The sequence below is a fragment of the Devosia submarina genome, from assembly GCF_003056345.1.
Classification (GTDB): Bacteria; Pseudomonadota; Alphaproteobacteria; order Rhizobiales; family Devosiaceae; genus Devosia; species Devosia submarina.
Genome location: NZ_PYWB01000007.1, coordinates 186,987 through 212,261 on the forward strand (window position 1 = coordinate 186,987; position 25,275 = coordinate 212,261).

General features: G+C 61.7%; 23 protein-coding genes. 6 read left to right on the plus strand and 17 right to left on the minus strand.

The annotated features are described in order from the left end of the window. Nucleotides 1-9: 9 nt before the first annotated feature. The 6 genes from DDE77_RS12175 to DDE77_RS12200 all read right to left on the minus strand — a co-directional run bounded on the left by DDE77_RS12175 (nucleotide 10) and on the right by DDE77_RS12200 (nucleotide 6,615). Complete coding sequence (locus DDE77_RS12175; RefSeq protein WP_108397731.1) at nucleotides 10-909, minus strand: carbohydrate kinase family protein; 900 nt, start codon at nucleotides 907-909, stop codon at nucleotides 10-12. After that, nucleotides 906-1,976 (minus strand): ABC transporter ATP-binding protein, encoded by a 1,071-nt coding sequence (locus DDE77_RS12180; protein ID WP_108397732.1) that lies wholly within the window; start codon nucleotides 1,974-1,976, stop codon nucleotides 906-908. Before DDE77_RS12180 ends, DDE77_RS12175 begins: the two co-directional genes overlap by 4 nt. Then, nucleotides 1,976-3,484: an argininosuccinate lyase gene (gene argH / locus DDE77_RS12185; protein WP_108397733.1), complete on the minus strand. Its 1,509-nt coding sequence runs from the start codon at nucleotides 3,482-3,484 to the stop codon at nucleotides 1,976-1,978. Before argH ends, DDE77_RS12180 begins: the two co-directional genes overlap by 1 nt. A 3-nt stretch (nucleotides 3,485-3,487) precedes the next feature. Next, nucleotides 3,488-4,345, minus strand: coding sequence for a carbohydrate ABC transporter permease (locus DDE77_RS12190; protein WP_108397734.1), 858 nt, complete (start codon nucleotides 4,343-4,345; stop codon nucleotides 3,488-3,490). Beyond that, a complete protein-coding gene (locus tag DDE77_RS12195) occupies nucleotides 4,342-5,274 on the minus strand; it encodes a carbohydrate ABC transporter permease (RefSeq protein WP_108397735.1) in 933 nt (310 codons plus the stop codon). The genes DDE77_RS12190 and DDE77_RS12195 overlap by 4 nt, the downstream gene beginning before the upstream one ends. A 102-nt stretch (nucleotides 5,275-5,376) precedes the next feature. Beyond that, complete coding sequence (locus DDE77_RS12200; RefSeq protein ID WP_108397736.1) at nucleotides 5,377-6,615, minus strand: sugar ABC transporter substrate-binding protein; 1,239 nt, start codon at nucleotides 6,613-6,615, stop codon at nucleotides 5,377-5,379. Nucleotides 6,616-6,790: 175 nt separating this feature from the next. On the opposite strand from DDE77_RS12200, the gene DDE77_RS12205 reads away from it, so the two are divergent. The 3 genes from DDE77_RS12205 to DDE77_RS12215 are packed head-to-tail and all read left to right on the plus strand — an operon-like array spanning nucleotide 6,791 to nucleotide 11,243. After that, nucleotides 6,791-8,014, plus strand: a complete 1,224-nt coding sequence (locus DDE77_RS12205; RefSeq protein ID WP_245895215.1) for an ROK family protein — start codon at nucleotides 6,791-6,793, stop codon at nucleotides 8,012-8,014. Between the two features lie 24 nt (nucleotides 8,015-8,038). Beyond that, the gene (locus DDE77_RS12210; protein WP_108397737.1) at nucleotides 8,039-10,375 is read left to right on the plus strand and encodes a PIG-L family deacetylase; all 2,337 of its coding nucleotides are present in this window, start codon (nucleotides 8,039-8,041) and stop codon (nucleotides 10,373-10,375) included. Nucleotide 10,376: 1 nt separating this feature from the next. Beyond that, a complete protein-coding gene (locus DDE77_RS12215; RefSeq protein WP_108397738.1) occupies nucleotides 10,377-11,243 on the plus strand; it encodes a DMT family transporter in 867 nt (288 codons plus the stop codon). A 100-nt stretch (nucleotides 11,244-11,343) separates the two neighbouring features. Here DDE77_RS12215 and DDE77_RS12220 read toward each other — a convergent pair whose 3' ends face one another. The 5 genes from DDE77_RS12220 to DDE77_RS12240 form a co-directional block, all read right to left on the minus strand. After that, a complete protein-coding gene (locus tag DDE77_RS12220; RefSeq protein ID WP_108397739.1) occupies nucleotides 11,344-13,857 on the minus strand; it encodes a PIG-L family deacetylase in 2,514 nt (837 codons plus the stop codon). A 213-nt stretch (nucleotides 13,858-14,070) separates the two neighbouring features. After that, nucleotides 14,071-14,184: a DUF2474 domain-containing protein gene (locus DDE77_RS12225; protein ID WP_108397740.1), complete on the minus strand. Its 114-nt coding sequence runs from the start codon at nucleotides 14,182-14,184 to the stop codon at nucleotides 14,071-14,073. After that, on the minus strand, nucleotides 14,181-15,185 hold the full coding sequence (gene cydB / locus DDE77_RS12230) for a cytochrome d ubiquinol oxidase subunit II (RefSeq protein WP_108397741.1): 1,005 nt from the start codon (nucleotides 15,183-15,185) through the stop codon (nucleotides 14,181-14,183). The genes DDE77_RS12225 and cydB overlap by 4 nt, the downstream gene beginning before the upstream one ends. After that, a complete protein-coding gene (locus DDE77_RS12235) occupies nucleotides 15,175-16,599 on the minus strand; it encodes a cytochrome ubiquinol oxidase subunit I (RefSeq protein WP_108397742.1) in 1,425 nt (474 codons plus the stop codon). The genes cydB and DDE77_RS12235 overlap by 11 nt, the downstream gene beginning before the upstream one ends. A 200-nt stretch (nucleotides 16,600-16,799) precedes the next feature. Then, nucleotides 16,800-17,144, minus strand: a complete 345-nt coding sequence (locus DDE77_RS12240) for a hypothetical protein (RefSeq protein WP_108397743.1) — start codon at nucleotides 17,142-17,144, stop codon at nucleotides 16,800-16,802. Between the two features lie 196 nt (nucleotides 17,145-17,340). On the opposite strand from DDE77_RS12240, the gene DDE77_RS12245 reads away from it, so the two are divergent. Together DDE77_RS12245 and DDE77_RS12250 are read left to right on the plus strand one after the other, a co-directional pair. After that, nucleotides 17,341-18,018, plus strand: coding sequence for a response regulator transcription factor (locus DDE77_RS12245; RefSeq protein WP_108397744.1), 678 nt, complete (start codon nucleotides 17,341-17,343; stop codon nucleotides 18,016-18,018). After that, on the plus strand, nucleotides 18,015-19,382 hold the full coding sequence (locus DDE77_RS12250) for a sensor histidine kinase (protein ID WP_108397745.1): 1,368 nt from the start codon (nucleotides 18,015-18,017) through the stop codon (nucleotides 19,380-19,382). Before DDE77_RS12245 ends, DDE77_RS12250 begins: the two co-directional genes overlap by 4 nt. Before the next feature lie 6 nt (nucleotides 19,383-19,388). Here the strand turns inward: DDE77_RS12250 and DDE77_RS12255 are convergent, their stop codons facing one another. Genes DDE77_RS12255 through DDE77_RS12265 form a run of 3 tightly spaced genes read right to left on the minus strand, consistent with a single transcriptional unit; the run spans nucleotide 19,389 to nucleotide 22,848 of the window. Next, nucleotides 19,389-20,351, minus strand: a complete 963-nt coding sequence (locus DDE77_RS12255) for an ABC transporter permease (RefSeq protein ID WP_108397746.1) — start codon at nucleotides 20,349-20,351, stop codon at nucleotides 19,389-19,391. Nucleotides 20,352-20,353: 2 nt separating this feature from the next. Next, nucleotides 20,354-21,862 (minus strand): sugar ABC transporter ATP-binding protein, encoded by a 1,509-nt coding sequence (locus DDE77_RS12260; protein ID WP_108397747.1) that lies wholly within the window; start codon nucleotides 21,860-21,862, stop codon nucleotides 20,354-20,356. A gap of 53 nt (nucleotides 21,863-21,915) precedes the next feature. Further along, a complete protein-coding gene (locus DDE77_RS12265) occupies nucleotides 21,916-22,848 on the minus strand; it encodes a substrate-binding domain-containing protein (protein WP_210204384.1) in 933 nt (310 codons plus the stop codon). Between the two features lie 113 nt (nucleotides 22,849-22,961). Here DDE77_RS12265 and DDE77_RS12270 point away from each other — a divergent pair, with 113 nt between their 5' ends. Then, on the plus strand, nucleotides 22,962-24,422 hold the full coding sequence (locus DDE77_RS12270; RefSeq protein WP_108397748.1) for a xylulokinase: 1,461 nt from the start codon (nucleotides 22,962-22,964) through the stop codon (nucleotides 24,420-24,422). A 2-nt stretch (nucleotides 24,423-24,424) separates the two neighbouring features. Here the strand turns inward: DDE77_RS12270 and DDE77_RS12275 are convergent, their stop codons facing one another. From DDE77_RS12275 to DDE77_RS12280, 3 genes are all read right to left on the minus strand, one after another. Next, entirely contained in the window at nucleotides 24,425-24,745 is a 321-nt protein-coding gene (locus tag DDE77_RS12275; protein WP_108397749.1) for a hypothetical protein, read from the minus strand. Between the two features lie 10 nt (nucleotides 24,746-24,755). Beyond that, complete coding sequence (locus DDE77_RS19490; RefSeq protein ID WP_157959806.1) at nucleotides 24,756-24,926, minus strand: hypothetical protein; 171 nt, start codon at nucleotides 24,924-24,926, stop codon at nucleotides 24,756-24,758. 90 nt (nucleotides 24,927-25,016) lie between these two features. Further along, a complete protein-coding gene (locus DDE77_RS12280; RefSeq protein ID WP_108397750.1) occupies nucleotides 25,017-25,262 on the minus strand; it encodes a TFIIB-type zinc ribbon-containing protein in 246 nt (81 codons plus the stop codon). Nucleotides 25,263-25,275 lie beyond the last annotated feature (13 nt).

Genomic DNA, 25,275 nt, shown 5'->3' on the forward strand with positions numbered 1-25,275 from the left:
ACTCTTTATCTAACTCACAGCCTGAAGGCTGCCGGTGCCGCCAGGGGCCTGTACGGAACGCGTTCCGGCGGAGATGGCCGCAGCGAGGCATTGTTCAGGCGCCAAGCCATCGAGCCAAGCATGGAGGAACCCGGCGTTGAAAGCGTCCCCTGCCCCGGTTGTGTCGACGACCTCAACACGCTGGCTGGGCAGACGCGACACCTCACCATTGGCGGCGAGCATAGCGCCGTCCCCGCCAAGCTTGAGAGCGACGATGGGGAAATGGGCTGCCAGATGCTGTAAAGCCGTCAAAGGGTCGCTTGATCCTGTGAGCGCCTCGGCTTCCTCCATGTTCGGCAGGAAGATATCGGCACCCGCAGTGCGTTGGAAAAAGTCGGGATCGAGGATCAGCTCGTCGTCCCAGCTTGGGTCGAGTGATACGGTCAGGCCGTGGCTTTTGGCGGTGCTGATGGCGTCGTTCATTTCGTGGAGTGTGGCGAACTCGGCGATGTGGAGATGTGTGGCCTCGCTCCAGGCAAGGGCACGCTCGAAACTGGCTGGGCGGGCATGACCGGCACGGCGCGACAGGAAGGCGCGATCCCCGTTCTGCACCATCACGACGGTCAGCTGCGGGCCCGCTGTTTCGTGCCGGTCGAGAAACTGCAGGTCCAAGCCCAATTGATCGATCGTCTGGCCCAAGGTTTTTGATAGATCATCAGTCCCGAAGCGAGCGAGCAAGGCTGAGGGGCGGCCGAGTGCAGCAAGATGCGCAGCTGTTATCAGTGCGCCGCCACCGGGGGTCAGGTCGAACTCCCCGGCGAAAACTTCGCGACCGAGTTGCGGCATGCCCTCGAGGCCGCGAAACACCATGTCGCAGTAGATTCGGCCAAGGCTCAACACCGCCCTGGCCCGAGATGTCGTCGATGTCATGCCCGGCCCAGTGCTGTTTCGGTTTTCGCATCGAAAAGGTAGAGCGAGCCAGGCTCGGCGCGGATTGCCAGCGTGCTGCCGATCGCCGGAACGACGCGGCCTGGAGCCGTGGCGATGACCGGAGTGTTTCCAACGGTAACATGCACCAGCGTTTCGGCGCCGAGAGGCTCGACTGCCTCCACGGTTCCTGTTGCGCTGAGCCCTGCCCCACCGGTTTGTTCGGTCACAACGAGATCATGCGGGCGAATGCCCACCAGCACCTCGCCTTGGTGAGCGGGCAGTGGAAGAGCTTCGATCTGCGCGCCTTCGATATGCAGTGCGCCACCCGCAACCGAGCCGCCGATCATGTTCATGGACGGGCTGCCGATGAAACGGGCGGTAAACACGTCCTGCGGATTTTCATAAAGGTCCGTGGGCGTGCCGACCTGAAGGATATGCCCATCGCGCATGACAACGATCTTGTCAGCCATTGTCATGGCCTCGACCTGGTCATGGGTCACATAAACGATCGTGGTGCCCAGCCGGCGGTGGAGGCTCTTGATTTCCATGCGCATCTGCGAGCGCAATTGAGCGTCGAGATTGGACAGGGGTTCATCGAACAGGAATGCCACAGGGTCGCGCACCATGGCCCGCCCAATGGCCACGCGCTGGCGCTGTCCGCCGGAAAGCGCTGCCGGCCGGCGGTCGAGCAGCTTCTCGAGCCCCAGGATCTTGCCGGTTTCGGCAATACGCTGCTGCTTTTCGGCCTTGGAAAGTTTGGATGTATAGAGCCCGAACCCGATGTTCTGCCCCACCGTCATGTGGGGATAAATGGCATAGTTCTGGAACACCATGGCGATGTTGCGCTGCTTGGGCTCGCGCTGGTTCACCACTTCGTCGCCGATCAGCAGTTTGCCGCCCGAAATGTCCTCAAGACCGGCAATCATGCGCAGCGTGGTAGACTTGCCGCAACCTGAAGGTCCAACGAAGACGACGAATTCGCCATCTTCGATCTTGAGGTCTATGCCGTGCACGGCGCGCGTCTTACCGTATTCCTTGATCAGTCCCAGAAGTTCGATCGAGGCCATCAGACGGCTCCCTTCAATGCATTGAATCGCGCGCTGAGCGTTTGGGCGGCATCAGCCTGGCGGCGCAGAATTGCGTGGTGTTTGGCGGCAAGCTCGGCCGCATGCTTCTTGTAGCCAGCAATGGCTGCGTTGAGCGGCTCCGGCGCCGGACCACCATAGCGGGTGCGGACAGCCACGAAATATTCTGGCGACACGATTTCGGCAAAGGCCGCATCATCAAGGGTGGTTGCCCGCCCTGTCGCACTCTGGAAGGCAGCCTTGAACGTCTCGTAGCCGTCTTTGGCCAGATCGCCGTTGCGTGCCACCACCGCCTTGGCCACGGCCGCCGCGATCTCGTGCCCTTCGCGGAAGGATAGTCCTTCGCGGCGGACGAGGCTGTCGGCCAGCTCGGTGATGGTGATGCATGAGCGCGAGATATTCTCGCGAACCCGCTCGGGATTGATGCGGATCTGGGCGACCAGCGAAGCGAGGAGATCGAGCACGCGATAGGCGCTGGCGAAGGCGCCATAGCCCATGGACTGCGTTTCCCCCTCGCTGTCATTCATGTCGGTGAAGGGGGTGTTGTGCATTACGGTCAGCATGGCGTGCGCGCGGCCTACAGTCTGGCTCGAGAGGTGCCGCAAATGCTCGATCGGCACCGGATTGCGCTTTTGTGGCATGATCGAGGAAATCTGCACCAGGCTATTGGGGACGTAGATCTGCCCTACCTCAAAGCTGGTCCAGACTTGGAAGTCCTGGATCACGCGACCAAGGTGAAGGAACATCAGCTCAATCGCGCTATAGGTCGAGGTGATGTAGTCTACGCCTGCGATGCAGGAATAGGAGTTCTGGAGGGGCTCGGCGAAACCAAGAAGCTCTGCCACGCGGTGGCGGTCAATGGGGAAGCCCGACGTGGTGATCGCTGCAGCTCCCATCGGGGAATAATCGAGAATACGATAGGCGTCGAAAAGCCGCTCGATATCGCGGCCGACGAACTCGACCACTGCCGAAAGATAATGCCCGAATGTGGTGGGTTGGGCGGGCTGGCCATGAGTATAGGCGACGATCAGCGTCCCCTTTTCACGCTCAGCCGCGTCGATCAGCGCCGCATGAAGCGCCAGCGCTTTTTCGATCAACGCATTGAGCCGCTCGCGCAATCCCAGCTTGAAAAGCGTATGGTCGATGTCGTTGCGCGAACGGGCCGTGTGTAGGCGTCCGCCCAGGTCCGGACCGACGCGCTTTTTCAGCTCTTTTTCGATCAGGAAGAAGAAGTCTTCCACTTCACCGGTATAAACCAGGCTTGAGGGCTCTATTTCGCTGTTGATGCTGTCGAGCGCGTTAGCGATGTCGCGGGCTTGCTCCGCATCAAGAATGCCCGTTTCAGCCAGCATCACCAGGTGCGCACGGTCGATAGCGCGAAAGCCCTCGACGTGGTGGTCCTTGGCACCATCAAAAAGCGGGGCCAGCACGGTTTGCTTGTAGACCGGGTCGGGAAATACCGAAGTGTCGGAAAGTCGTGGATCAGACATTGCTTAACCCTTGAGGCCGGCCAGCATCACGCCGCGCACGATGTAGCGCTGCAGCACGAGGAAGACGAGAAGCGTAGGAATGGTGCCGATGGCGGCGCCGGTCATGATCAGCTCCCACTGGATCGAAGCCTCCGCGGAAAAGCTCGAAATGCCCACAGGGAGGGTATAGAGCTCCTTGGAGGTCGTGACGATCAGGGGCCAGAAGAAGGCGGTCCAGTTTCCAAGAAAGGTGAAGATAGCCAGGGCCGAGATCGCCGGCACCACCATGGGCATAGCGATCTTCCACCAAATGGTGAACTCGTTGAGCCCGTCCACGCGTGCCGCTTCAAGGAAGTCGTTAGGCACGCCTTCAAAGAACTGCTTCATCAGGAAGGTACCGAAGGCAGTCATCATGCCGGGGAACATGATGCCCCAGTAGGAATTGAGCCAGCCCAGTTGGCTGGACATGAGATACCATGGGATCACCAGCATTTCGGTGGGGATCATCAGGGTCGACAATATTGCGAGGAAGATGAAGTAGCGCCCGCGGAACTGGAACTTGGCCAGCGTATAACCAACAAGGCTGTCAAAGAAGACGTTGGAGGCCGTTACAGTCAGCGCGATAAAGGTGGAATTGAAGAACCACTGCATGAAGCGGCCGTCATTAAGCACCTTGAAGTAGTTGTCGAGAGTGGGCGCGACCGGAATGAGCTTTAGATCATAGACTTGCGCCGAGGTCTTGAGGGAGGTCGAGAACATATAGAGCAGCGGCGTGATCATGATGAACCCGCCGATCAGCAGCAGGGTCCAGGCGATGATGCGCCCCGGGCGAATGTCGCGGCGGTTTGCCGCCAGCTCAGTGGTGGAGGTGGTCGCGGTCATTTCTTTTCCCTCAGCACATAGAGCTGGAGCAGGGACACAAAGAGCAGGATGGTGAACAGCACCACGGTCTGCGCAGCGGCATAGCCCATCTGGTAGGACGAAAAAGCGGTTTGGTAGATCATGAGCACCAGGGGCTTGGTCGAGTTGAGCGGCCCGCCCGGATCATTGGTGGTCATGTTGTAGACCTGGTCGAAAATGCGTAGGAACCCGATCGAGGAGAACACCACCAGAAAGACTGTGGTGGGCTTGAGAAGAGGAATGGTGATCTTGCGCAGGATCGCACCTTCCCCCAGCCCGTCTATGCGGGCGGCTTCATAAAAGGTGCCGGGAATGGCGCGCAGGCCGGCCATGAAAATGATGATCTGGAAGCCCAGACCAGCCCAGATTGCCGGGACGAGAATAGAGAACAGCGCTTGGTCCACCGAACGGAGGAATGGCTGCTGAGGAATTCCGACCGAGCTCAAGATGCCGTTGATCACCCCGATTGGGACCGGCTGGTAGAACCAACGCCAGACCCAGCCCATAGCGGCGGCCGTGGTGAGGAAGGGCAGGAAGTAGAGCGCACGAATGAACCCATGCATGAAGCGCACGCGATCAAGGTAGAAGGCGATCACGAAGGAGATGACGAGGCTCAGCGGCGTGCCGATGATGAGATAAAGGAACGTGTTCTGGAAGACCTTCCAGAAGATCGGATCGGCGAACATCTTCTGGTAGTTCGCGAGGCCGATGAACTGGGCGGGGCGCAGAAGGTCCCAATTGGTGAGCGACAGCCAGAACGCCTGGAAGGTCGGATAGAACCGGATGCCCGCGTAAAACAGGATGGGCAGCGCCAGAAAGGTCCAGGCCCAGATGACACGCTTGGTGCCGATGTTTAGCCGGTCCCAGAAGCGAACAGGGCCTGCTTGTGGATTTGCGTTCACAGACGCCATTTTCGCTCCTGCGCGTTTAGCCTGGGCTCCCCATGGCGCCCTGACGATTGATCCCGCCTGCCGCCCCGGGGTGAGCCGGGGCGACATCTATCGGAGGTCTTATTACTGGCGAGCCTGGTCGATAATCGCCTGCTCGGCCTGTGCGGCCTGAGCCAGGCTATCGTCGATGGACTGGCCTTCAAGCAGCACGCGATTGACCATGTCGATCGCGGTCTGGCGCTGCGCAGCCTCATCGTAGAACTGAGTGGTGTGGGCGTATTCAAGACCCTTGAGGAACGGTCCGAGGACCGGGTCGGCAAGGTTTGCTTCGGTCAGCGCAACATTGCGGCGCGCAGGCAACTCGCCCACGACGTCGAGCCAGATTTCCATTGCCTCAGGCGAGGAGATATAGGCCAGGAACTTCTGGGCGGCTTCAAGCTCTTCGCCGGTTGCCGTGGCACCGATCGCATTGGCGAAATAGCTCGAATAGTTCGAGCGCATGCCATTGGCATCGGCTGGAAGTTCGACAACGCCCCATTCGAACGGGTTGTTGGCAAAGGCGCCCAGACGGAAGGTGCCGTCGATAGTCATGGCGGCAAGGCCCGCGCGGAACGCTGCCTGGCCTTCATCCATGAAACCGACCAGGCCGACATTCTTTTCTGTCTGCAGGTCGGTATAGAACTTCAGCGCCGCAGCACCAGCCTCATCGTCATAGGCAACGTTGCCTTCCTCGTCATAGGGCGCGCCACCGTTCTGGCGAACCAAAGCCTCACGCCACCAATGGTGATCCTGGCCAGCCATATCGAGTGTGATGCCGGCTGTGGTGATATTGCCGCCACCGTCACGCTTGGTGGTTGCTTCGGCCGCTGCCACCAATTCATCGAGATTGGTCGGGGGCTGGATACCGGCTTCTTCGAAAAGCGCCTTGTTGTAGAACAGGGCCAGCGAGCGCACCGCGGTGGGCAGGCCATAATAATCTTCGCCGCGCTTCATGGCTGAAACGATGGGGAAGAATTCGGATTCGATCTCGTCATGAGGGAACACGGCGGGATCAAGCGGCTGGATCAGCCCGCCATTCACGAACTGGTCGGTCCAGCCATAAAACAGCTGCACGACGTCGGGACCCTGCCCTGCGACTTTGGCCGCAACAACGCGGGTCTGGTAGTCGGCATAGGGGAAGGTCGTGTGCTTGACGGTGATGTCGGGATTGGCTTCCTCGAACTTCTCGATCAGCTGATCCATTGCCTGGATGCGGCTATCGAAAACATACTGCCAGTACTCGATTTCGACGGCCTGGGCAGAGCCCATTGCCAGAAAGCTGACGCCGGCTGCGAGCCCGGCCAGTTTGGTCTTGGTGAGCATTCTTTTCCTCCATATGGCCGCCGAGCTTTACGACAGCCCTCTCCGAGCCTGAGGCGGAGTCCCGCCTAGCTCCTTATAGCGTCGAATAGATGAGGCTGGCTTGTCAATAAAATAATCTACTTGAGTTATTATTGCTGTGATCTATCGTTGTGGGGCGAAGTCGGGGAGCCACGCATTGCACGGACGCACAAAATCTGACTTGCGCCAGCGCGTTGCCATCGGGTCCAACCCAGAGCGCAACCGGGCGCACAACCGGCGCGTCGTCCTCGAGGTCATTCGCATGCACGAGCATCTGGGACGCACCGAGATTGCGCGCCGCGCGCGTCTTACGCCTCAGGCTGTTGCCAACATCGTTGATGAACTGCTTGAAGAAGGATTGCTGATTGAACTCGGTCGCCTGCGCTCGGGACGCGGTCAGCCGCCGATCCAGTTCGCGGTTAATCCCGATGGTCCGCTTACCGCGGGTGTTGAGATCGCGGCCGATCACATGGTCACCGCGCTGATTGATCTTTCCGGCGGCATCCGCGGCCAGTCCATTATTCCGCTGAGCGAAGCCGGACCTGAAGTTGTTCCGGACCTCGTTGCCCAGGAAGTGGCGCGCCTTGAAGCCTTACTTGGAGCTGACCGTAGCAAGCTCCTTGGCCTGGGCGTCGTTATGCCTGGCCCTTTTGAAATCGAGGGCATGAGTTCAATCGGGCCCGCAACCTTGCCGGGCTGGACGGGCGTTGATCCCGTGGCCCTGTTCGCAAAGGCTACTGGCCAGCCTGTGGTAGTGGAAAACGACGCCACGGCCGCTGTGGTCGGGGAGCGTCTTTATGGCGCGGGCCGGCATCTGGGCTCCTTTTGCTACCTTTATTTCGGCGTCGGCCTTGGCCTGGGTGTCATTCAAGATGGACGCCCGCTCCGTGGCGCCTTCGGCAATGCTGGCGAAATCGGCCATGTTGGCCTCGTGCCACGCAACGGAACATCACGCTATGGCCCGGCAGGCGCGCTTGAGCGGTTCGTCTCCGTCTTTGCCCTTCGCGAACGTCTCGCAATGGCGGGCATTTATGTTGCCAATGTCGAGGATATCCAGAAGCTCCATGACGCAGGCGACAAGACCTTGCTAGACTGGATCAGCATGGCTGCGGACTATCTGGCGCCAACCGTCGCCATGCTGGAAAACATCTTCGATCCCGAGACCGTCATTTTCGGCGGCGGCCTGCCGGACTCAGTTCTGGAAGCAATGATCGCCGCGCTCGATCCGCTGCCTGTTTCCGTTGCCACGCGCCAGAAGCGCACCCTGCCCCGCGTTATTCGGGGTCAAACCGGGCGCCTCACGGCTGCTCTAGGGGCAGCTGCGCTGCCGCTTCTTGATACCGTTTCGCCGCACCTCAGCGTCGCTGGTCCCGCCACCTGATCTCTACCAACCGGACTTTTCTTTATGCTGCCAGATCGTGATCGCCTGCGCCGCCGCGCTGCCCAGCCACGTCTTGTTTCGCTCCACCGCGCGCTTGGCCGCCTGCGGTCCACCATCACCGTGATGAACACCGGCGCCCATCCAGACGACGAACATAACGGCATGCTGGCGGTGCTCCGGCATCAGCATGGGGCGCGGATCGTGGTTGCCTGTTCCACGCGCGGCGAAGGCGGGCAGAACACCCTTGGTCCCGAGCGCCAGGGTGCCTTGGGGGTTATGCGCAGCCGCGAAATGGAAGAGGCGACGCGAGCCATGGACGCCGACATTGCCTGGCTGGGCCACGGACCTGATGATCCCGTGCACGATTTCGGCTTCTCCAAATCCGGCGTCGATACGCTTGCGCGTTGGGGAGAGAATCGAACTATCGGGCGCTTGGTGCGCGCATATCGCCAATTCCGACCAGATGTCGTCATACCGACCTTCCTTGATGTTCCGGGCCAGCATGGCCATCACCGGGCCATGACCGAGGCTGCCGAACGCGCCCTTGCCTTGTCAGCCGATCCCGCCTTCATCACCGAAGGTCTTCCGCCCTGGCGCGTCGCCAAATTCTACCTGCCGGCCTGGTCTGGCGGCGGCGACACCTATGATGATGAAGTTCCTCCACCTCCGGCCACAACGCTTGTTAGGGCACAGGGGACAGACCCCGTCACCGGCATGAGCTATGACCGCCTTGGGGAATTCTCGCGCGCATACCATGCAAGCCAGAACATGGGCTTCTGGCGCGATCCCGGTCAGGTTGATTGGCCACTCCACCGCGTCGGCGGAACCAACGAGCGGAGCATTTTTGACGATTTGCCGATCCGCCTGGCTGACCTCGGCAATAGCCCAGCGCTTGCTGATGCCGATGGCGCCATCGATCGCGCCATTGCTGCCTTCCCTCACTCTGATGGCCTCATTCCCGCCCTTTGCGAGGCACGACGCGCCATCGTAGCAGCCAGCGCCGAAATCGCGCCGGAACACGCGCATCGTCTTGCGCGCAAATTGCGGGAAATCGACGTTGCGCTGGCGTTTGCCGCTGGCATCGACATCTCCGCCGCCCTTTCGTCGCCTAGCCTTATTCCGGGCAAAAGCACCGAGTTGATCGTTGACGCCGAACTAGGTGCAGCAGCGGCACTCACCATTAGGCCCCGCGCCCATTGCGCCATCGCTGCCCCGCCTGCATTTTCTCCGGGCAACAACCGCACCACCCACCCCGTCACTGCGGGTTCAGATGCACCGGTCGGCAATCCCTTCCATGCCGATTGGCAGAGCCTGGGGGGTAATGGACTTTTCTGGCTCGATGTTTCAGCCGATGTAGATGGGGAGCCAATCGAGTTTGCGCTCGATCTGGAGGAGCCGCTCCAGATCGACCCGGCACATGCGCTGACCATCACACCGGATGCGCTGGTTTTGCCCATGGGCAGGACGAGCCCTCAAACGATTGCCGTCAAAGGCGCTGAGCCGAGTTCGCTTAGCCTTCCTTCCGTGCCTGGCCTATCCGTGGGTCGCGGAGACAGCGGCCTTACCATTACACCCACGCCCGATCTTGCACTGGGTCACCATCGCTTGCCGATCACAGTTGACGGGCAGCAGGCTTATGCGCTGACGGCGATCGACTATCCCCATATTGGTCGCACGCGCTTTGTTCGCCCGCAGATGCTGGATATTCTTGCAGTCGACCTTGAAATTCCCAAGACGCGCGTCGGCTATATCGGGGGTGGTGCTGACCGGGTCGGTTACTGGCTGAAGCGGATGGGGGCTGATGTTACACTGCTCGACCGAGATGCGCTTTCGGGGGAATTGTCGAGGTTTGATACAATCGTCGTCGGCATTTTCGCCTTTGGCACAAGGCCCGATCTTGGAGCTGCGACAACCCGACTGCACGACTGGATCCTCGCTGGCGGTCATCTCGTGACGCTTTATCATCGGCCGAGCGATGGCTGGCGACCTGAGGCGACGCCGCCGCTGCCGCTCACCATTGGCAGCCCGTCCCTGCGCTGGCGTGTCACCAATCCTGCAGCGCCGGTTACCTTGCTCGATCCTGACCATGTTCTCCTCGCCGGCCCCAATTGCATCAGTGCTGCCGATTTTGAAGGCTGGGACAAGGAGCGCGGGCTTTATTTTGCGTCGCAATGGGACAGCGCCTACCAGCCGCTTCTTTCGATGAGCGATGCGGGGGAAGCGCCGCTCACGGGGTCGTTGCTGTCAGCGACGATCGGCAAAGGGCGTCATACCCATACCAGTCTTGTGCTGCACCACCAGATGGACAAGCTCGTGCCCGGCGCTTTCCGGATCATGGCGAACCTGCTGCAAGCGGCCTGACATGCCCCTTTTTGCGCCGCCGGGCATGGGCATTGCCTGGCTTTTAAGCGACATGGTGCTGGTCACCATCATGACGGTGCTCGTCAAGCTTGGCGGGGCAAGTTATCCGGCTGTGCAGATGGTGTTTATCCGCTCGCTGATTGGCCTGGTCAGCGTTCTCCCCCTGGCCTGGCGGCATCGCAGAGCGTTGCGGCAAACACGGCATTGGGGGCGGCACGGGTTTCGGGTGCTGTGCAATACCATTGCGCTTAATGCCAATTTTGCGGCGCTAACGGCGCTGCCGCTGGCGCTGGTCAACGCGATCGGTTTCATGCGTCCGCTGGTGGTTCTGGCGCTTGCTACCTGGATGCTTGGGGAGCGTTCGGGGCCCTGGCGCTGGATCGGTGCGTGCATCGGTTTTGCGGGGGTTCTGGTGATGGTGGGGCCGAGTGAAATCAGCTGGAATTTGGGGCTTCTCGCGGCGCTGACCATGGTGGTTTTTGGCTCGCTGGCAACCGTGCAAACCCGTGCGCTGGCAGGCGAAAACACTACGGTTCTCATGGTTTTCTATACCGTGGGCCTGACGTTGTTCACCGCCATTCCAGCGCTGCTGGCGTGGCAGCCGGTGAGTGTTGGCGACTGGCCTTTGCTGCTGGCGATCGGGGTGCTCGCGCAGATGGGGCAGTATTGTTATTTGCGGGCTTATCAGAGCAGCCCGGCGAACATGCTCGCGCCGTTCAGTTATCTCTCGATTGTCCTCGCGAGCCTGGCGGGCTTTATCGTGTTTGGCGAGGTGCCGGGGGTGACGACCTTTGCCGGAATAGCCATCATTATCGGGGCTTTGGTGCTCACCGGCCGGCTTGACCGGCGCAGTCACAAGGCGGTCTAGACGTTAGCGGACTGTTAACGTCTAGTGTCTCGTTTGGGGCAAAAGAGAGCCCCGGCCGTTAGGGCCGGGGCTTCTGCCGCGGGAGGGGCGGCCGGATCGGTCAGGACTTGCGCCTGGCGGGCTGGATCAGATTGGCCATCAAGCGGAAGGCACCCGGGGTCAGCTTGTCGAGCTGGTGATGGAGCACAAGGCTTGTGTGGGTGTGACGCCCTTCCCCGATTTCGGCCGACAGGAGCGATCCGGTCAGGGGCTCCTCGCCCGCATCGCTCATGGCGAGAAGCGGCACATAGGCCTCGTCCCATTCCGAAGCGAAATAGAGCCCGCGCTCCTTGTCCCAACCGGCCCAGTCCTCGGGGCCGATGGTGTTGGGATAGGTGAGGAGCGGATGGTCTGGCACAAGCGCTTCCACGGGAGCCTCGGCGTCGGTCACGCGGTAGCGGATGGATGGGGTGCCGATCTTGAGATAGGCCAAGGGCACCGTGTCATTGTTCCAGCCATCGGAGGGACGATGGTAGAGCGTCAGGAGATGGCCGCCATTGCGCACCCATTCGTGAACCCCCGGTAGTGCCGCCACCAGATCAGGACGCCGGCCGAAGGTGAAGATGCCCACCACCAGCGTATCGAGATCGCGATAGGCGCCCGCTTCCATGTCGGCGGGTGTCAACTCCCTGAGGGCGACCCCCAGGCGCTTGAGCCAGGTCGCGACATTGTCGTTGCCGCCCCCGATATAGCCGATCCGGCCTTCGGGGATGATGGCCTCGACAGATTGCACGGGTACGGCGATTTCGGTGGGGACCACGGAGCGGCCGATATGGGGATAGCTGAAGATGTTGATGGCATAGGCCTGCTTGCCGAGCAGCTTGGGCGCGATGGTGATCCGCGTCGTGCCAAGGTCTGTGGGCGGGGCAAGGTCGAACGTGCCCGCCTCGGTGCCTATTTCTCCGTTCGGGTTCATTCGCCAGCCGGCCGGAAGGTCGAAGTCGAGATCGGCAATCGTGCCGCCCGAAACCACGGCTGTCATCTCGACGGGCGCGATTTCGGTTTGGGTGTTGAACACCACAGCATCTGGCGTCAGCTCGAGCGAGGCTTCGGGCAGAACGCGCAGTGCATCCTCGAGGTCGACATCGATCACTGCCTTGTGGCCGTTGATGTCGGCCGTAAGCTGCACAAAAGCGTCGCCATTGCCCCCAAGAGGGTCGAACTGCTCGTTGAGCGGATTGGTGAGTTCGGCATCGTCGGCCACATTGACCATCACGCCGTCAGGGTTGCCTTCGCTGCCCGTGATCCCTTCGCGGGCGATCACTTCCACCTTGTCGATGCTGACCACATCGGGCGCATCCACGATGGTCTTGACCACGATCTCGTCGCCGGGATGGAGATCCCCGCCATCGGTATAGGCACGGATCTGCATGCCTGCGGCGGTTGCGAGCGCCAGGTCCGTTTCCTTGATCTTGCGATCAAGGCGATGAGCGATATTGTCCTCGAGTTCTGCTGGAAGGGCGCTGCGAGCTTCTGCCAGCGCCTTGGCGATCTCCACAAGCCTGCCAGTGACGCCAACCGGGTCGCCGTAATCATCCACGGCTTCATCGACCAGCCCTTGGGCATTGCGCAGGGCGTCCGCGGCAGAGGCCGGCATGCCGTCGACTTCAGCGATCTGGCCGAGCGTGGCGAGGATTCCGTCGCGAATATCGTTCTCGGGCTGACCTGCTTCTCCGATGCTGGCCCAGCTCAGATTGATCGGCCATTCGGTTTGCGGGTCGGGACGCCACCTGCCCATGCCTTGCGTCAGATGGCATGAGCGGGACCATTCGCCCATTTGGGGGAAAGTCGCGCCGGAGATCGGGTCGCGCTCGGGTGCTTTGACCACAAGGGTGGTTGGAGGGGGCGGCGTTTCGTCGTCATAAACGCCGCCGCCGCCACCCCATGCAGGCTGGTAGATCTTGGGCACAGTCCAGGGCTTGAGGCCGGCTGCGATCTGCTCTGGGAACTGCGTTTCGTCGCCGGAAAGATCGGCCACGATAAAGGTCGCGACATTGGCGGCGCGGTGATGGCCATGCTGGCCGCCGACATCGAGGAAACAATTCATGATGGCGTCGGGCTTGTAGTGCCGAACGGCCCAGGTCATGCGCTCGACAACGCGGTCGCGGCCCCAGCGGTCGATGGTGGCGTTCGGGTCCTTGGAGAAACCGAAATCATGCATGTGGTCGTGATGGCCCTGGCTGCCGAAAGCGAGGGACGCATCGAGCGCGCGTGAAGCCTCCGTCATTTCCCGCGTGCGCAATACACCCAGGACCGAGCCGCGCTCAGGACCGATGGCGTTCTGCCCGCCTTCGCCCCGGGTGATGCAGTAGAGAATGGGATGGATGCCATAGACGTGGCGGAGCGCCGCCAGCATGCCACTGGGCTCGTCATCGGGATGGGCGCCGGTGGTCATCAGCGTCATGGTCGAGGTGAGACGCTCAAGCTGCCGATAAAGCTTGACCAGGGCCGGTTCGCCCTTTTGCGCGGCAATCAGCTCGAGATCGGATGCCGGCGCCGCCCAGGCCGGGATCTGGGTGGCCGCCAGAAGCGGCGGGATGGATGCAACAAAGGTGCGCCGGGTCAATCGTGTCATGGCTGTTCCTCTCCTTGCCCGCCGCAACCTACCCCTCCGGTGGGTTTGAGTGACGGGTCCTATTTGGGAGTATGAGAGGGCGATTAACTCAACTCAAGTGTGTTAATCGGAGTTTTTGATGGGGTGGGCTGGTACTCAGCGCCGGTTGCAAGAGGTCCTCGGATCAGGTCCGAGGACGACGCGCGGGGGTGGGAAATAGGGGCCACCTCAGCCCTATGGCGCCAAAAAGAGCCTGATCACCAATCCGACAAGGATCACGACGGCGACGCCGCCGATCCAAAGGGCAATGAACCAGAGCAGGCGCTGAAAGGCTGGGGTCGGGCTCAATGGTAGCCTTCTTCGGGGTCAATCTTGCCGCGGAAGACCCAATAGGCGTAGCCGGTATATGCGAGGATGATCGGCACCAGGATTACGGCGCCGACCAGCAGGAACATCAGCGACGAATCGGGAGCTGCAGCTTCCGCGATGGTGAGGCTGCCGGGCACGATATAGGGGTAGAAGCTGATCCCAAGGCCCGCAAAACTCAGGACGAACAAACCCAGCGCTGCAAGAAAGGGCTGGAGATGCTTGTCGGTGGTGAGGCCATGCCACAGGGCAAAGGCGCAGCCGCCGATCAACAGGGGCATAAGGGCGGAGAACACCATGGTGGGCCAGCCGAACCAGCGCTCGAAATAAACCTGGTTGATGAACGGGCTCCACAGCGACACCGCGCCGATAAGGACCAGCAGCAGCACGCCGGAGAGCATGGCCCTCCTTCGGGCACGCTGCTGGATATCGCCAATGGTCTTGAGGTTGAGCCAGGTGGCGCCGAGCAGCGCGTAGCCGACCACGACGGCAAAGCCGGTGAGGAGGGTGAAGGGGGTAAGCCAATCCCACCAGCCGCCCACATAGCGGCGATCGGCGATGTCGATGCCTTCCACCAGCGCCCCAAGGGCGATGCCTTGCATAAAGGCTGCAAGGGTCGAGCCGATCCAGAAGCCCGTGTCCCAATATTTGGAGCCCCGATGGGTGCGCCAGCGGAATTCGAAGGCCACGCCGCGAAAGATCAGCCCCAGCAGCATGACAATGATGGGCATATAGAGAGCCGGCATGATGGTGGCGTAGGCCAATGGGAAAACAGCCATCAGCCCGCCGCCGCCCAGCACCAGCCAGGTTTCGTTGCCGTCCCAGACGGGAGCGATGGAATTGGTCATCACGTCCCGATCATGCCGTTCGGGAAAAAAGGGAAAAAGGATGCCGACGCCCAGGTCGAAGCCATCCAGAACCACATAGGCCAGCACCGAAAAGGCGATGATGCCAGCCCAGATTGTTGGCAGATCAATTGGCACTGGCGCCTCCCGAGCGGATTGGCTCTTCCTGCGCAGGGCCCGGATTGATGCCCGATGCGCGATGCGGCCCTTTGTCGAGTTCGTGATCTTCCTCGAAAATGGGCGGCCGGCGCATGAGGCGAAGCAGGTAGAAAACGCCCGCGCCAAAGACAATGAAGTAAACAATGATGAAGGCGAGGAGCGAGGCTCCCACGGCCGGGGCGTCTACGGGCGAGAGGCTCTCGGAGGTACGCATCAAGCCATAGACCGTATAGGGCTGGCGCCCCACTTCGGTTGTGTACCAGCCGGCAAGCACGGCCACGAAGCCCGATGGCCCCATGATCAGTGCCGCTCGGTGCAGCCAAGTATTGGTGTAGAAATTGCCACGCCAGCGGGCCCAGAGCGACCAAAGGCCGGTTGCCAGCATCAGAAAGCCCAGCCCAACCATGATGCGGAAGGTGATAAAGGGGATCAGCGCCGGAGGGCGGTCCTCGCGGGCCCATTCCTTGAGGCCCTTGATCTCGCCATCGAGTTCATGGGTGAGGATCAGCGAGCCCAGCTTCGGGATTTCGAGCGCGAAATGGGTGGTTTCGGCTTCGTCATCGGGAATGCCGAACAGGATCAGCGGGGCGCCGTCAGTGTGCGTCTCGTAATGTCCCTCCATGGCGGCGATCTTGGCGGGCTGGTGTTCAAGCGTATTGAGGCCGTGCAAATCGCCCACGAATATCTGTACTGGCGTCACAAGAGCCGCCATCCACATGGCCATGGAGAACATGATCCGGGCCTGCCGGTTTTCCCGATCCTTCAGCAGATGCCAGGCGCCCACGGCGCCGACGGCAAAGGCCGTGGTCAGAAACGCTGCAAGCACCGTATGGGTCAGCCGGTAGGGAAAGGAGGGATTGAAGATGATTGCCCACCAGTCCACAGGGACAAAGCTGCCATCGGCCGCGATGTCAAAGCCGGCGGGGGTGTGCATCCAGCTATTGGCCGAGGTGATCCAGGTGGCTGAAATCAGCGTGCCCACCGCCACCATCAGGACGGCAAACATGTGAAGCGTGTCCCCTACTCGCTTGCGCCCGAACAGCGCTATGCCCAGAAATCCAGCTTCCAGGAAAAAGGCGGTGAGCACTTCATAGCCCATGAGCGGCCCGATCACCGCGCCGGCCCTTTCGGAGAACACGGACCAATTGGTGCCGAACTGGTAGCTCATGACAATGCCGGACACGACGCCCATGCCGAAGGTCACGGCAAAGATGGTTTTCCAGTATTCAAAAAGCTTGAGATAGGCGTGATCGCGCTTCCAGAGCCAAAGACCATTGAGGACGGCCAGATAGCTCGCGGTTCCGATGGAAAAGGCGGGGAACAGGAAATGGAACGAGACGGTGAAGGCGAACTGGATGCGCGCCAATATTTCCGCTTCTTGACCAAAGGTCATGCAACCACCCCTTGTAAGCCGGCCTGAGGGCGCCGAGGGCTGGTCTGGGAAGCAATCAGCCGGTCGGGGCGCGGACTCTGCGTCGAGGCTTATTTAGCAGTTGCCCTGGCTCATAGCCATGAGGGTGGGGCAATTTGCCCGAGGGGAGAGGCCTGCCACCAAGCCCGGGGGCTCGGTGGCGGCGTGCGTTCTATGGCAGATTATTCGACCAGGCTGCGAGCCGGGTTGAAGGTTTCGGCAGTCCAGCCGCTGTCGGTCACGCGAGCGCCGGTGGTGTTGGCTGATGTGGCCTGGCGTGGCTGCAGGGTATCCTTGTCGAGAAGGACAAAGCTGTGGGCACCGGTTTCGGCATCGCGGGTGTCGACGCGGATCAGATTGCCCCATTCTTCGACGTTTTCGGCAGCAATGCCCTTCTGGGCGAGCGTTGCAATCAGGCTTTCGGGCGAGCGACCATGGATCTGGAGGTCATTCTCGTACTCCTCAGCAAAAGAGACAGCCGGCGTGAATGCCATTACAGCGGCGAGGACGAGGAGTTTCTTATTCATTTGGATGTTCCTTTCTTTCGAACATCCCTGTGCTTTGTCATGCGAGCATTGCCTCAACATTGCGGCTGGAGCTATGCATGGCTCCCATGTGTTTAGGGCAAAGATCGGGGCGAAAAATGAAGGCGTGCCCGATGCATAGCAGAGCTGGAGTCTTGCGCTGGTGCCGAGCACCTGGGCGAAAGGGTAAGGGCGCCGCATGCGGATTTTGCTGATCGAGGACGAGCTGGAACTGGCGACAATGGTGCGGGTGGCGCTGGAAAAGCGCGGCTTCGTGGTGGACCAGGCCGCGACATTGGCCGTGGCAATCGAGGCCATCGAAACCATCGAGCACGATGCGGTGCTGCTGGACCGGCAATTGCGCGATGGCGACGGAATGACGCTGCTGCCGTTGCTGCGCTCCCAGCGGCCCAATGTGCCAGTGATCGTCATTTCGGCGCTGGGCACGCCGGTGCACCGGGTGGAGGGGCTTGATCTGGGGGCTGATGATTACCTGGCCAAGCCATTCATCATGGATGAGCTGGTGGCGCGCATTCGGGCCGTGATGCGGCGGCCGGCGAGCTTTAATCCGCAGGTGACTACCGTTGGCAACCTCGTGTTCGATCTGACGCGTGGCGTTGTGGCGGTGGAGGGGCAGCCGCTTGAGTTGCCGCGGCGCGAATATCTGGCGCTGGAGAGCCTGGCGCGGCGGGCTGGCTACACCGTGCGGCGGCGGACGCTGGAGGAGGATGTTTATGGGGCGGATGATGAAATCCAGTCCAATTCGCTCGATGCCCATCTTTCCCGATTGCGCCGGAAGCTGGCCGATCGCGGGGCGACGGTGGAAATCCATGCGGTGCGCGGCGTGGGCTATCTCCTGCGGCAGTTGAACCAGTGACAGGGCAGCGCAACCAGCCGCTGGCGCAGCGGCTGACGCGGCGCACCATTGCGGTGCAGCAGCTGACGCTGGCCGTGTTCTTTGGCGTGGTGATCTTTCCCATCTTTGTTTTGCCGCTGCTGCTGGGCGTGAGGGATACATCGCCGATTGATCCACGCGTGCTGGATGTCTTTGAGCGTTCGCTGAACTTCGGTGCCGAGGGGCGGTTCGGCGTTGAGCCGAACGAAGAATTGCTGGATCTTGCGGAGCGCCATCCCGGCATCTGGTTTTTCGCCCAGGACGAGGATGGGCAGGAGGCGAGCTTCGGGGACGTACCCGATGAAATGATGGCGCTGCGGCCGGCGCTGAGCCAGATCGCGTCCCTGCACATCACGGTGGGACCCGAGCGGGCGCAGGAAACCTTGGTGGTTCGCACGCAGATGAGCGAGCATGGCTTGTTGCGGATGGCGACGGGCGGCGGGCCGCACATCAATCCATCGCTGATCGTGCAGATCGGCTCGATCAGCATAGCTGCAGCGACGCTGATCGTGCTGGCGCTGGCAAGCGCGATTGCGGTGCCCCGGCTCATCCGGCGGGATTTGCGGAGCCTCAATGCGGCGGCAGAGGCGGCCGAGCACATCCGGATCGAGCGCGGTGGAGACAGAATTCCCGAGGCGGATTTGCCGGCCGAGGTCGGCGTTTTGGTTCGCGCGATCAACAGGGCGCTGGAAAGGCTCGATGAGGCTTATTGGCGGCGCGAGCGTTTTCTTGCCGGCACCGCTCATGAGCTGCGCACGCCGCTGGCAGTCCTGCAGACGCGGATCGAGACGGCGGAGCCCTTTCCCCTGCAACAGCAATTGCTGGCAGATGTGGGCAGGCTGACCGAATTGACCAACCAATTGCTGGATCTGCAGCGCTTTACCATGGCCAGTCCGGAGCTGGTTCGGGTGGATCTGTGCGAGCTGGCGTCGGCCGCGGTTGCGGACCTGGCGCCGCTTGCCATTGCGAATGGCTATGAATTGGGGCTCGAGGGGGCGGAACGGCCCATCTGGATCCTTGGCGATGAACGAAGCCTGCGGCATGCCATCAGCAATATCGTGCGCAATGCGATCAGCTATGGCGGCAATGCGGGCACGATTGTTGTGGAGGTTTCACCATCGGGGCGGCTGAGCGTGCTGGATCAGGGTCCCGGCATACCGCAAGCGGAGCGGGACCGGATCTTTGAGCCGTTTTACCGGCTGACACAGGGCTCGGAAGGCGCGGGGCTGGGATTGAGCCTCGTTCAGAGCATTGTTGCGGTGCATGGCGGCAAGCTGTCGATCGGCGCCTCGCCGAGCGGCGGGGCCGCGTTCACCATCGAGTTCCAGCTTGCCGGCGAACAGTAGATTTGGCTACCGCCTCGCCTGTCCCACGGAGCCGGCGCCGACCGCGACAAGTATCAAGCCGCCGACAAGCACCTGGCGGATATAGCTGTCGACGCTCATCTGGGTGAGGCCATTGTCGAGGACGCCCAGCACCAGGACGCCGACGGCGGTGGCAAGGATGCGTGGTTCGCCATGGCGGCTCATGGTGGTGCCAAGGAACACCGCGGCAATGGCGTTGAGCATCAGACCACTGCCCTGCACCGGATTGGCCGAGGCGACGCGGCTCGCATACATGAGGCCCCCGGCCGCGGCGGCAAGCCCGGTGAGCGAGAAGGCGATGAGGCGCAGGCGCCTGACGTTGATGCCGCTGAGATAGGCGGCCTCCACATTGCCGCCAATAGCGTAGAGCCGGCGACCAAAGGTGGTTTGCTCAAGCATTACCCACACGGCCAGAACGACGACGATGGCGATGATCGACAGATTCGGCAGGCTAATGGCGACGCCGCCCCATTCGCCAAGCGGCAGGCCGCTCCGGGCAAAATTGCCGAATTCTTCGGGGATGGCGCGGCCCGAAATGGTCTTGCCGCCGCTGACCACAAAGGCAAGGCCCGAAAACATGGTCATGGTAGCAAGCGTCGCTATGAAAGGGAGGATGCCGACAAGGCTCACCATGGCGCCATTGAAGGCGCCGCCCAAAAGGCCAACGACCAGCGCCACCGCCACGGCGGCCCAGACGGGCTGGCCCGCCACCATCATCAGGGCCGCGACAATGCCGGCAAGGCTTGCGGCTGAACCGACGGAAAGATCGAAATCCCCCATGACCATGACGATGGTCATGCCGGCGGCCACCACCATCAGCATGGAAACCTGCTGGGAAATGTTGAGCCAGTTGCGTGCCGTGGGGAATGTGCCCGGCAGCATGATGGAGAAGAAGGCAAGGATGGCGACAAAGCCAATCAGCGTGCCGTAGCGGCGAATAAAAAGCTGCATGTTCAGGCGACCATACCGGGCGAGCGGCCATAGCAAAGATTGATGAGATCGTCTTCGCCAATGCTGGCGGCTTCGACAATCCCCGTGATTTCGCCCTGGCGCATGATGGCGATCCTGTCGCTCATGCCAAGCAGCTCGGGCAGGTCCGAGGACACAAGGATTACCGCAGTTCCCTTCCCTGTCAGTTCGCGGACAATGGAATAGATGTCGAACTTGGCGCCGACATCGACGCCGCGTGTCGGCTCTTCGAGCAGCAGGAGCCGCGGATTGCCCGCCACGGCCCTGGCCAGAACCACCTTTTGCTGGTTGCCGCCACTGAGCTCGATGACGTCCTGCCCCGGACCCACGGCCTTGAGGCGCATATTGGCGCCGAGTTCGGCGGCAAAGCGCCGCTCGCGCCGGGGTGCCAGAAGGATGCCGGCGCGGCTCTGGCGCTTGAGGTGGGCAAGGGTGATGTTCTCGAAAATCGGTCGGCGCATGACCAGCCCTTCGGCGCGGCGCTCGCGGGGCACATAAGCGATGCCGCTTTGCCAGGCTGCGGCGGGCGAAGATGGCTTATAGGGTAAATCGCCCAGAATCATGGTGCCGGCCGTCAGCCTTGCAGCGCCAAACAGAGCGCGAATAAGCTCGCCCTGCCCGGAACCACTAAGACCGGCCACACCCAGCACTTCCCCTTCGCGCACGGAAAAGCTCACCGGCCCAAGCCCGGGGCCGGCCAGGCCCGATGCGGCAAAGGCCAGAGCCTTGCGCGGAGGCTTGAGCTGTTTGGGATAGGCCTCCTCCACCTTGCGGCCAATCATCATGGCAACGAGATCATCATGGGTGATGTTGGCCATGGCGCCACTGTCGATGGAGCGGCCATCGCGCAGCACCGTTGCCCGATCGCACAGGGCCATGATTTCATCGAGGCGGTGGGAAACATAGATCACCGAGCTGCCCGAGGCACGGATTTCGCGCAGTACGCGAAACAGGCGCTCGCTCTCATCGCGCGTCAGAGCCGCCGTTGGCTCGTCCAGCACATAAAGCTTTGCATCATCCAGCAGGGCGGCGGAAATGCGGACCAGCATCTGATCGCCCAGGCTCAGTTCGCCCAAATTCCCACTAGGCTTAATATGGTCGATGCCCAGGCGCTCGAGCGCACCCTGGGCTTCCCGATTAAGACTTGCCCAATCCACCAGCAGGCCAGCACGGCGCGGATAGAAGCGCCCCATGAAAATGTTCTCCGCCACCGAGAGGGTGGAAACAACATTGAATTCCTGGTGGATGAAGCGGAGCCCCAGCCGATAAGCCGCCTTGGTCGAGCCGATGGTGACTGTCTCGCCATTGACAGCGATGGTGCCGCCATCGGGCGCAACGACCCCCGCAAGGATCTTGATGAGGGTGGACTTGCCTGCCCCGTTCTCGCCCATCAGCGCATGGATTTCGCCCGGTGCCACGACGAGATTGGCCCCGGTCAGTGCCGGAACGCCGGCATAGGCCTTGGTGATGGATGTAGCGGAAAGAAGGGGCATGGAAGGAGCCCCGACGGGGTCCTCCACGATGGCGTTTTGGGACAAGAGCCTATCTACTCGGCAGCGTTGGCTGCAGTGACGAGCTTGGTGGGCACATAGGTCACCGTTTGAAGGATTTCCTCGCCGGCCAGCACACGGGCGACGGCTTCGGCCGTTGCCGTGCCGATGCCGGTAAAGTCCTGCGCTACCGAGGCCTCGAAATTGCCGCCCGCCGCGATGGCTTCACGGGCCTGCGGGTTGGCGTCGATACCGGTGATCACAATACCCTCGCCAGAACGGCCAGCAGCCTCGATGGCCTGCAGCGCACCAAGCGCGGGCTGGTCCCAGGCGGCCCATACGGCGTTGATGCTGCCCGGTTCTGGATTGGCTGCAAGAATGGCTTCCATCTTGGCGCGGCTATCGGCAATGCCGCCGTCCGACACGTCCGGGGTTACGCGATCAATGATCTCGATATCTGGGTAGTTGCCGAACACGGCATCAGCGACCACGCCACGCACCTGCACGGGCGGGAAGGCCTCGAACACGAACATGACCACATTGCCTGCGCCCTTGATGCGATCGGCAACATAGGTCGCGGTTTCCGCGGCCATGGCATAGCCGTTGGACGTGACATTGGTGACCAGCAGCGGATCGGCGCCCGCATCCATGCCGATGACCGGAATACCGGCGTCAGACGCCGCCTGCAGGCCAGCACTTACCTGGGTGGGGTCGACATTGATGACGATGGCATCAACATTTTGCACCACAAGATCTTCCATGCGGCTGATGACGGCGGCAACGTCTCCAGCCGTGTCGATGACATTGAGGTCCCAATCGTTCTCGGCGGCGACAGCCTCGAAGGCTTCCACATAGAACTGCGTGCCGGGCTGAGCCATGTAGGGCGTGACGATGGCGACTTTGGCCTGGGCCAGCGCCGCGCTCGTGCCGATGGCCGTGGTGGCGAGAAGGATGCTGGCGAATGCCAGGGCGGATTTGTTGATCGACACTGAAGAGCCCTCCTGTTACCGCCGGACGAGAGCGGGCGGTTGTTTTCCTTGTTGTTCAAAGGACTATAAGAGGCACCTGCCGGTGGGCAAGCAGGATTTGGGGGAGAACGGGCTTGGATTTCTGCCTGATCGGAATTGATGTCGGGACAACCGCAACAAAGGCCACGCTGATCGACGCGGCAGGCGCCGAATTAGCAAGCTTTGTTTGTCCGCATGGGACGATGCGCAATGCTCCCGGCATGGCCGAGCAGAGCCCGCAGGACTGGATGGATGGCGTGCTCGGCGCGCTCCAGCAGTTTTCTGATGTCGTGGAATGGAAGCGCGTTATCGGCGTTGGTCTGACTTCGCAGGTCAATTCCCATGTTTTTGTGGACGACAGCGGCGCTGCCGTGCGGCCGGGCATTATTTGGCAGGATATCCGGGCAGCCCAGGATGCCGCCGGGCTCGAGCGTCAGGTGAGTGCGGAGCAAAAGACCGCCTGGTTTGGCGGCCCGGTGCCGATCGATGCAAGCCACGCCTTGTCGCGCATGGCCTTTGTTGCCCGCACCGAGCCCGAAAATTGGAGGGCGACCCGGCATGTGCTCCTGCCCAAGGATTTCGTGGCGCTTAAGCTGACGGGTGCCGTGGCCAGTGATCCGGTAGCGGCGGTCGGGCTGGTTGATAGCTCCGGACGCTATGTGGAACCGCTGCTCGATCTGCTTCCGGGCGCAGCGGCGAGATTGCCGCCGCTCCACCCGTTCCACCACATTGTTGGTCGCATCAGCGCCGGCCTGCCTTTTGCCGGAGTGCCAGTCATGGTGGGGGCAATGGATGCCTGGGCCGGCATGTTTGGCTGCGGCGTGGTTGGCGATGGCGAGGCGATGTACCAATCGGGCACCAGCGAGATTGCCGGGATCGTGTCCAGCACAGTTTTTCCGACATCTGGCGTGATCCTGTTTCCGCCCTACCAAGGGATTCGCATGCATGCGGCACCTACGCAGTCGGGCGGCGCATCGTTGACCTGGCTCTGCTCTTTGCTGGGGCGTTCGGCCGAGGAAGTGCTGGGAAAAACAGACGGGTTGCAGCCCGATGCTGCTACGCCGCTGTTTCTGCCGCATCTGGGCGGAGAGCGCGCGCCGATCTGGGACGCCACTTCGCGCGGGGTGTTTGCGCGGCTGGACGCCAATACGGGTCCGCAGGAGCTGACCCTTGCGGTGATGGAGGGGGTTGCCCATTCGGTGCGCTGGGCCTTTGGCGCGCTTCAGCAATCGGCGGGCGTGAAGCTTGGCGCGGTCCGCATCAGCGGGGGCGGTTCGCGGTCCGACACCTGGTGCCAGATCCGCGCCGATGTGCTGGGCTTGCCGCTGGCGCGGACAGCTATTCCGGCAGCGGCGGCTTTGGGCGCGGCGATCATCGGGGGCGTGGGCAGCGGGGCTTTTCCGTCACTTCCCAGCGCCGTACGCCAGCTGGTGCGGTTTGATCGGGAGTTCGAACCGGATGGGGCGCGGGCGGCGTTCTACAACGAGCGGTTCGCGCATTTTCAGGCGCTGTACCATGATCTACGGCCGTTCAATGAGCGGTTTGCCAGTCGCTAGGTTCAGCTGCTTTCCCTGGCGAGCTCGCGCGCGCGGAGCCGGGCAATGACGAGAATCATTGTGGGCAGGAACATGGTGATGATGGTGTCGCCGATCGTGCCCCGAACGTCGATGTCGCCGTAAAGCGAGAGATCGCGCGTCATGTCAGCCATTTCGTTGATGAGCTGGAGCCCGAGCGCCACGCACCATGGCAGCAGGCTGCGGAAAGAGCGTCGGAACAGCAGCGCGGTAAGCAGATAGGCGGCAAGGCCGATCAGGGCATGCAGGGCCGGATCAGGCAGGCCGGTGGAATGCCGGACCAGATCTTTAAGAGCTTCGATCACGCCGAACGATTTACCGGGCAGGCTGCGAAGCGGCTTCGATCTGCTGCTTTAGCCGGGCGATCTCGTCGCGCGCATCCTGGAGCTCGCGCTCAAGCTCCTTAATGCGGATATCGGCAAGCTGCAGCTCGCTCTGCTCGGGGACCAGCTCGCCATTGGGTACGTCTTTGGCTTCGTTTTCCATGAAGTCATGTCCTTGCGCGCGATGGCGCCGGCGCTTGGCGGGGCCGGCGAGCAGAGAACGACCGATAGTGCCTGCCCGTCAGGTCGTCCATCAGAAATCGAAGATCTGGCCGAGAAAGCTTTCCTTTCTTTTGGACCGAAACCCGACGCGTTGGCCCTGTTCATCAAAGCCATGGCCAGGCGCAGGCTGGCCCGCCACGGGCCCCAGGGCGCGCTCGATGATCTTGTCGAGCTCACCACGATCGAGCCAGACGCCGCGGCATTGGGGGCAATAATCGGTCTCGATACCCTGCCGCTCGCTCTTGACCAGCTCGGCATTGTCGATGGGGCACTTCATTGGTTTTCCCTTT

What these genes read in the sequence shown, in the direction of transcription:
- DDE77_RS12175 (WP_108397731.1), bottom strand. Translation starts at nt 909, where the DNA reads ATGACATCGACGACATCTCGGGCCAGGGCGGTGTTGAGCCTTGGCCGA.
- DDE77_RS12180 (WP_108397732.1), bottom strand. Translation starts at nt 1,976, where the DNA reads ATGGCCTCGATCGAACTTCTGGGACTGATCAAGGAATACGGTAAGACG.
- argH (WP_108397733.1), bottom strand. Translation starts at nt 3,484, where the DNA reads ATGTCTGATCCACGACTTTCCGACACTTCGGTATTTCCCGACCCGGTC.
- DDE77_RS12190 (WP_108397734.1), bottom strand. Translation starts at nt 4,345, where the DNA reads ATGACCGCGACCACCTCCACCACTGAGCTGGCGGCAAACCGCCGCGAC.
- DDE77_RS12195 (WP_108397735.1), bottom strand. Translation starts at nt 5,274, where the DNA reads ATGGCGTCTGTGAACGCAAATCCACAAGCAGGCCCTGTTCGCTTCTGG.
- DDE77_RS12200 (WP_108397736.1), bottom strand. Translation starts at nt 6,615, where the DNA reads ATGCTCACCAAGACCAAACTGGCCGGGCTCGCAGCCGGCGTCAGCTTT.
- DDE77_RS12210 (WP_108397737.1), top strand. Translation starts at nt 8,039, where the DNA reads ATGCTGCCAGATCGTGATCGCCTGCGCCGCCGCGCTGCCCAGCCACGT.
- DDE77_RS12215 (WP_108397738.1), top strand. Translation starts at nt 10,377, where the DNA reads ATGCCCCTTTTTGCGCCGCCGGGCATGGGCATTGCCTGGCTTTTAAGC.
- DDE77_RS12220 (WP_108397739.1), bottom strand. Translation starts at nt 13,857, where the DNA reads ATGACACGATTGACCCGGCGCACCTTTGTTGCATCCATCCCGCCGCTT.
- DDE77_RS12235 (WP_108397742.1), bottom strand. Translation starts at nt 16,599, where the DNA reads ATGACCTTTGGTCAAGAAGCGGAAATATTGGCGCGCATCCAGTTCGCC.
- DDE77_RS12240 (WP_108397743.1), bottom strand. Translation starts at nt 17,144, where the DNA reads ATGAATAAGAAACTCCTCGTCCTCGCCGCTGTAATGGCATTCACGCCG.
- DDE77_RS12245 (WP_108397744.1), top strand. Translation starts at nt 17,341, where the DNA reads ATGCGGATTTTGCTGATCGAGGACGAGCTGGAACTGGCGACAATGGTG.
- DDE77_RS12255 (WP_108397746.1), bottom strand. Translation starts at nt 20,351, where the DNA reads ATGCAGCTTTTTATTCGCCGCTACGGCACGCTGATTGGCTTTGTCGCC.
- DDE77_RS12260 (WP_108397747.1), bottom strand. Translation starts at nt 21,862, where the DNA reads ATGCCCCTTCTTTCCGCTACATCCATCACCAAGGCCTATGCCGGCGTT.
- DDE77_RS19490 (WP_157959806.1), bottom strand. Translation starts at nt 24,926, where the DNA reads ATGGAAAACGAAGCCAAAGACGTACCCAATGGCGAGCTGGTCCCCGAG.
- DDE77_RS12280 (WP_108397750.1), bottom strand. Translation starts at nt 25,262, where the DNA reads ATGAAGTGCCCCATCGACAATGCCGAGCTGGTCAAGAGCGAGCGGCAG.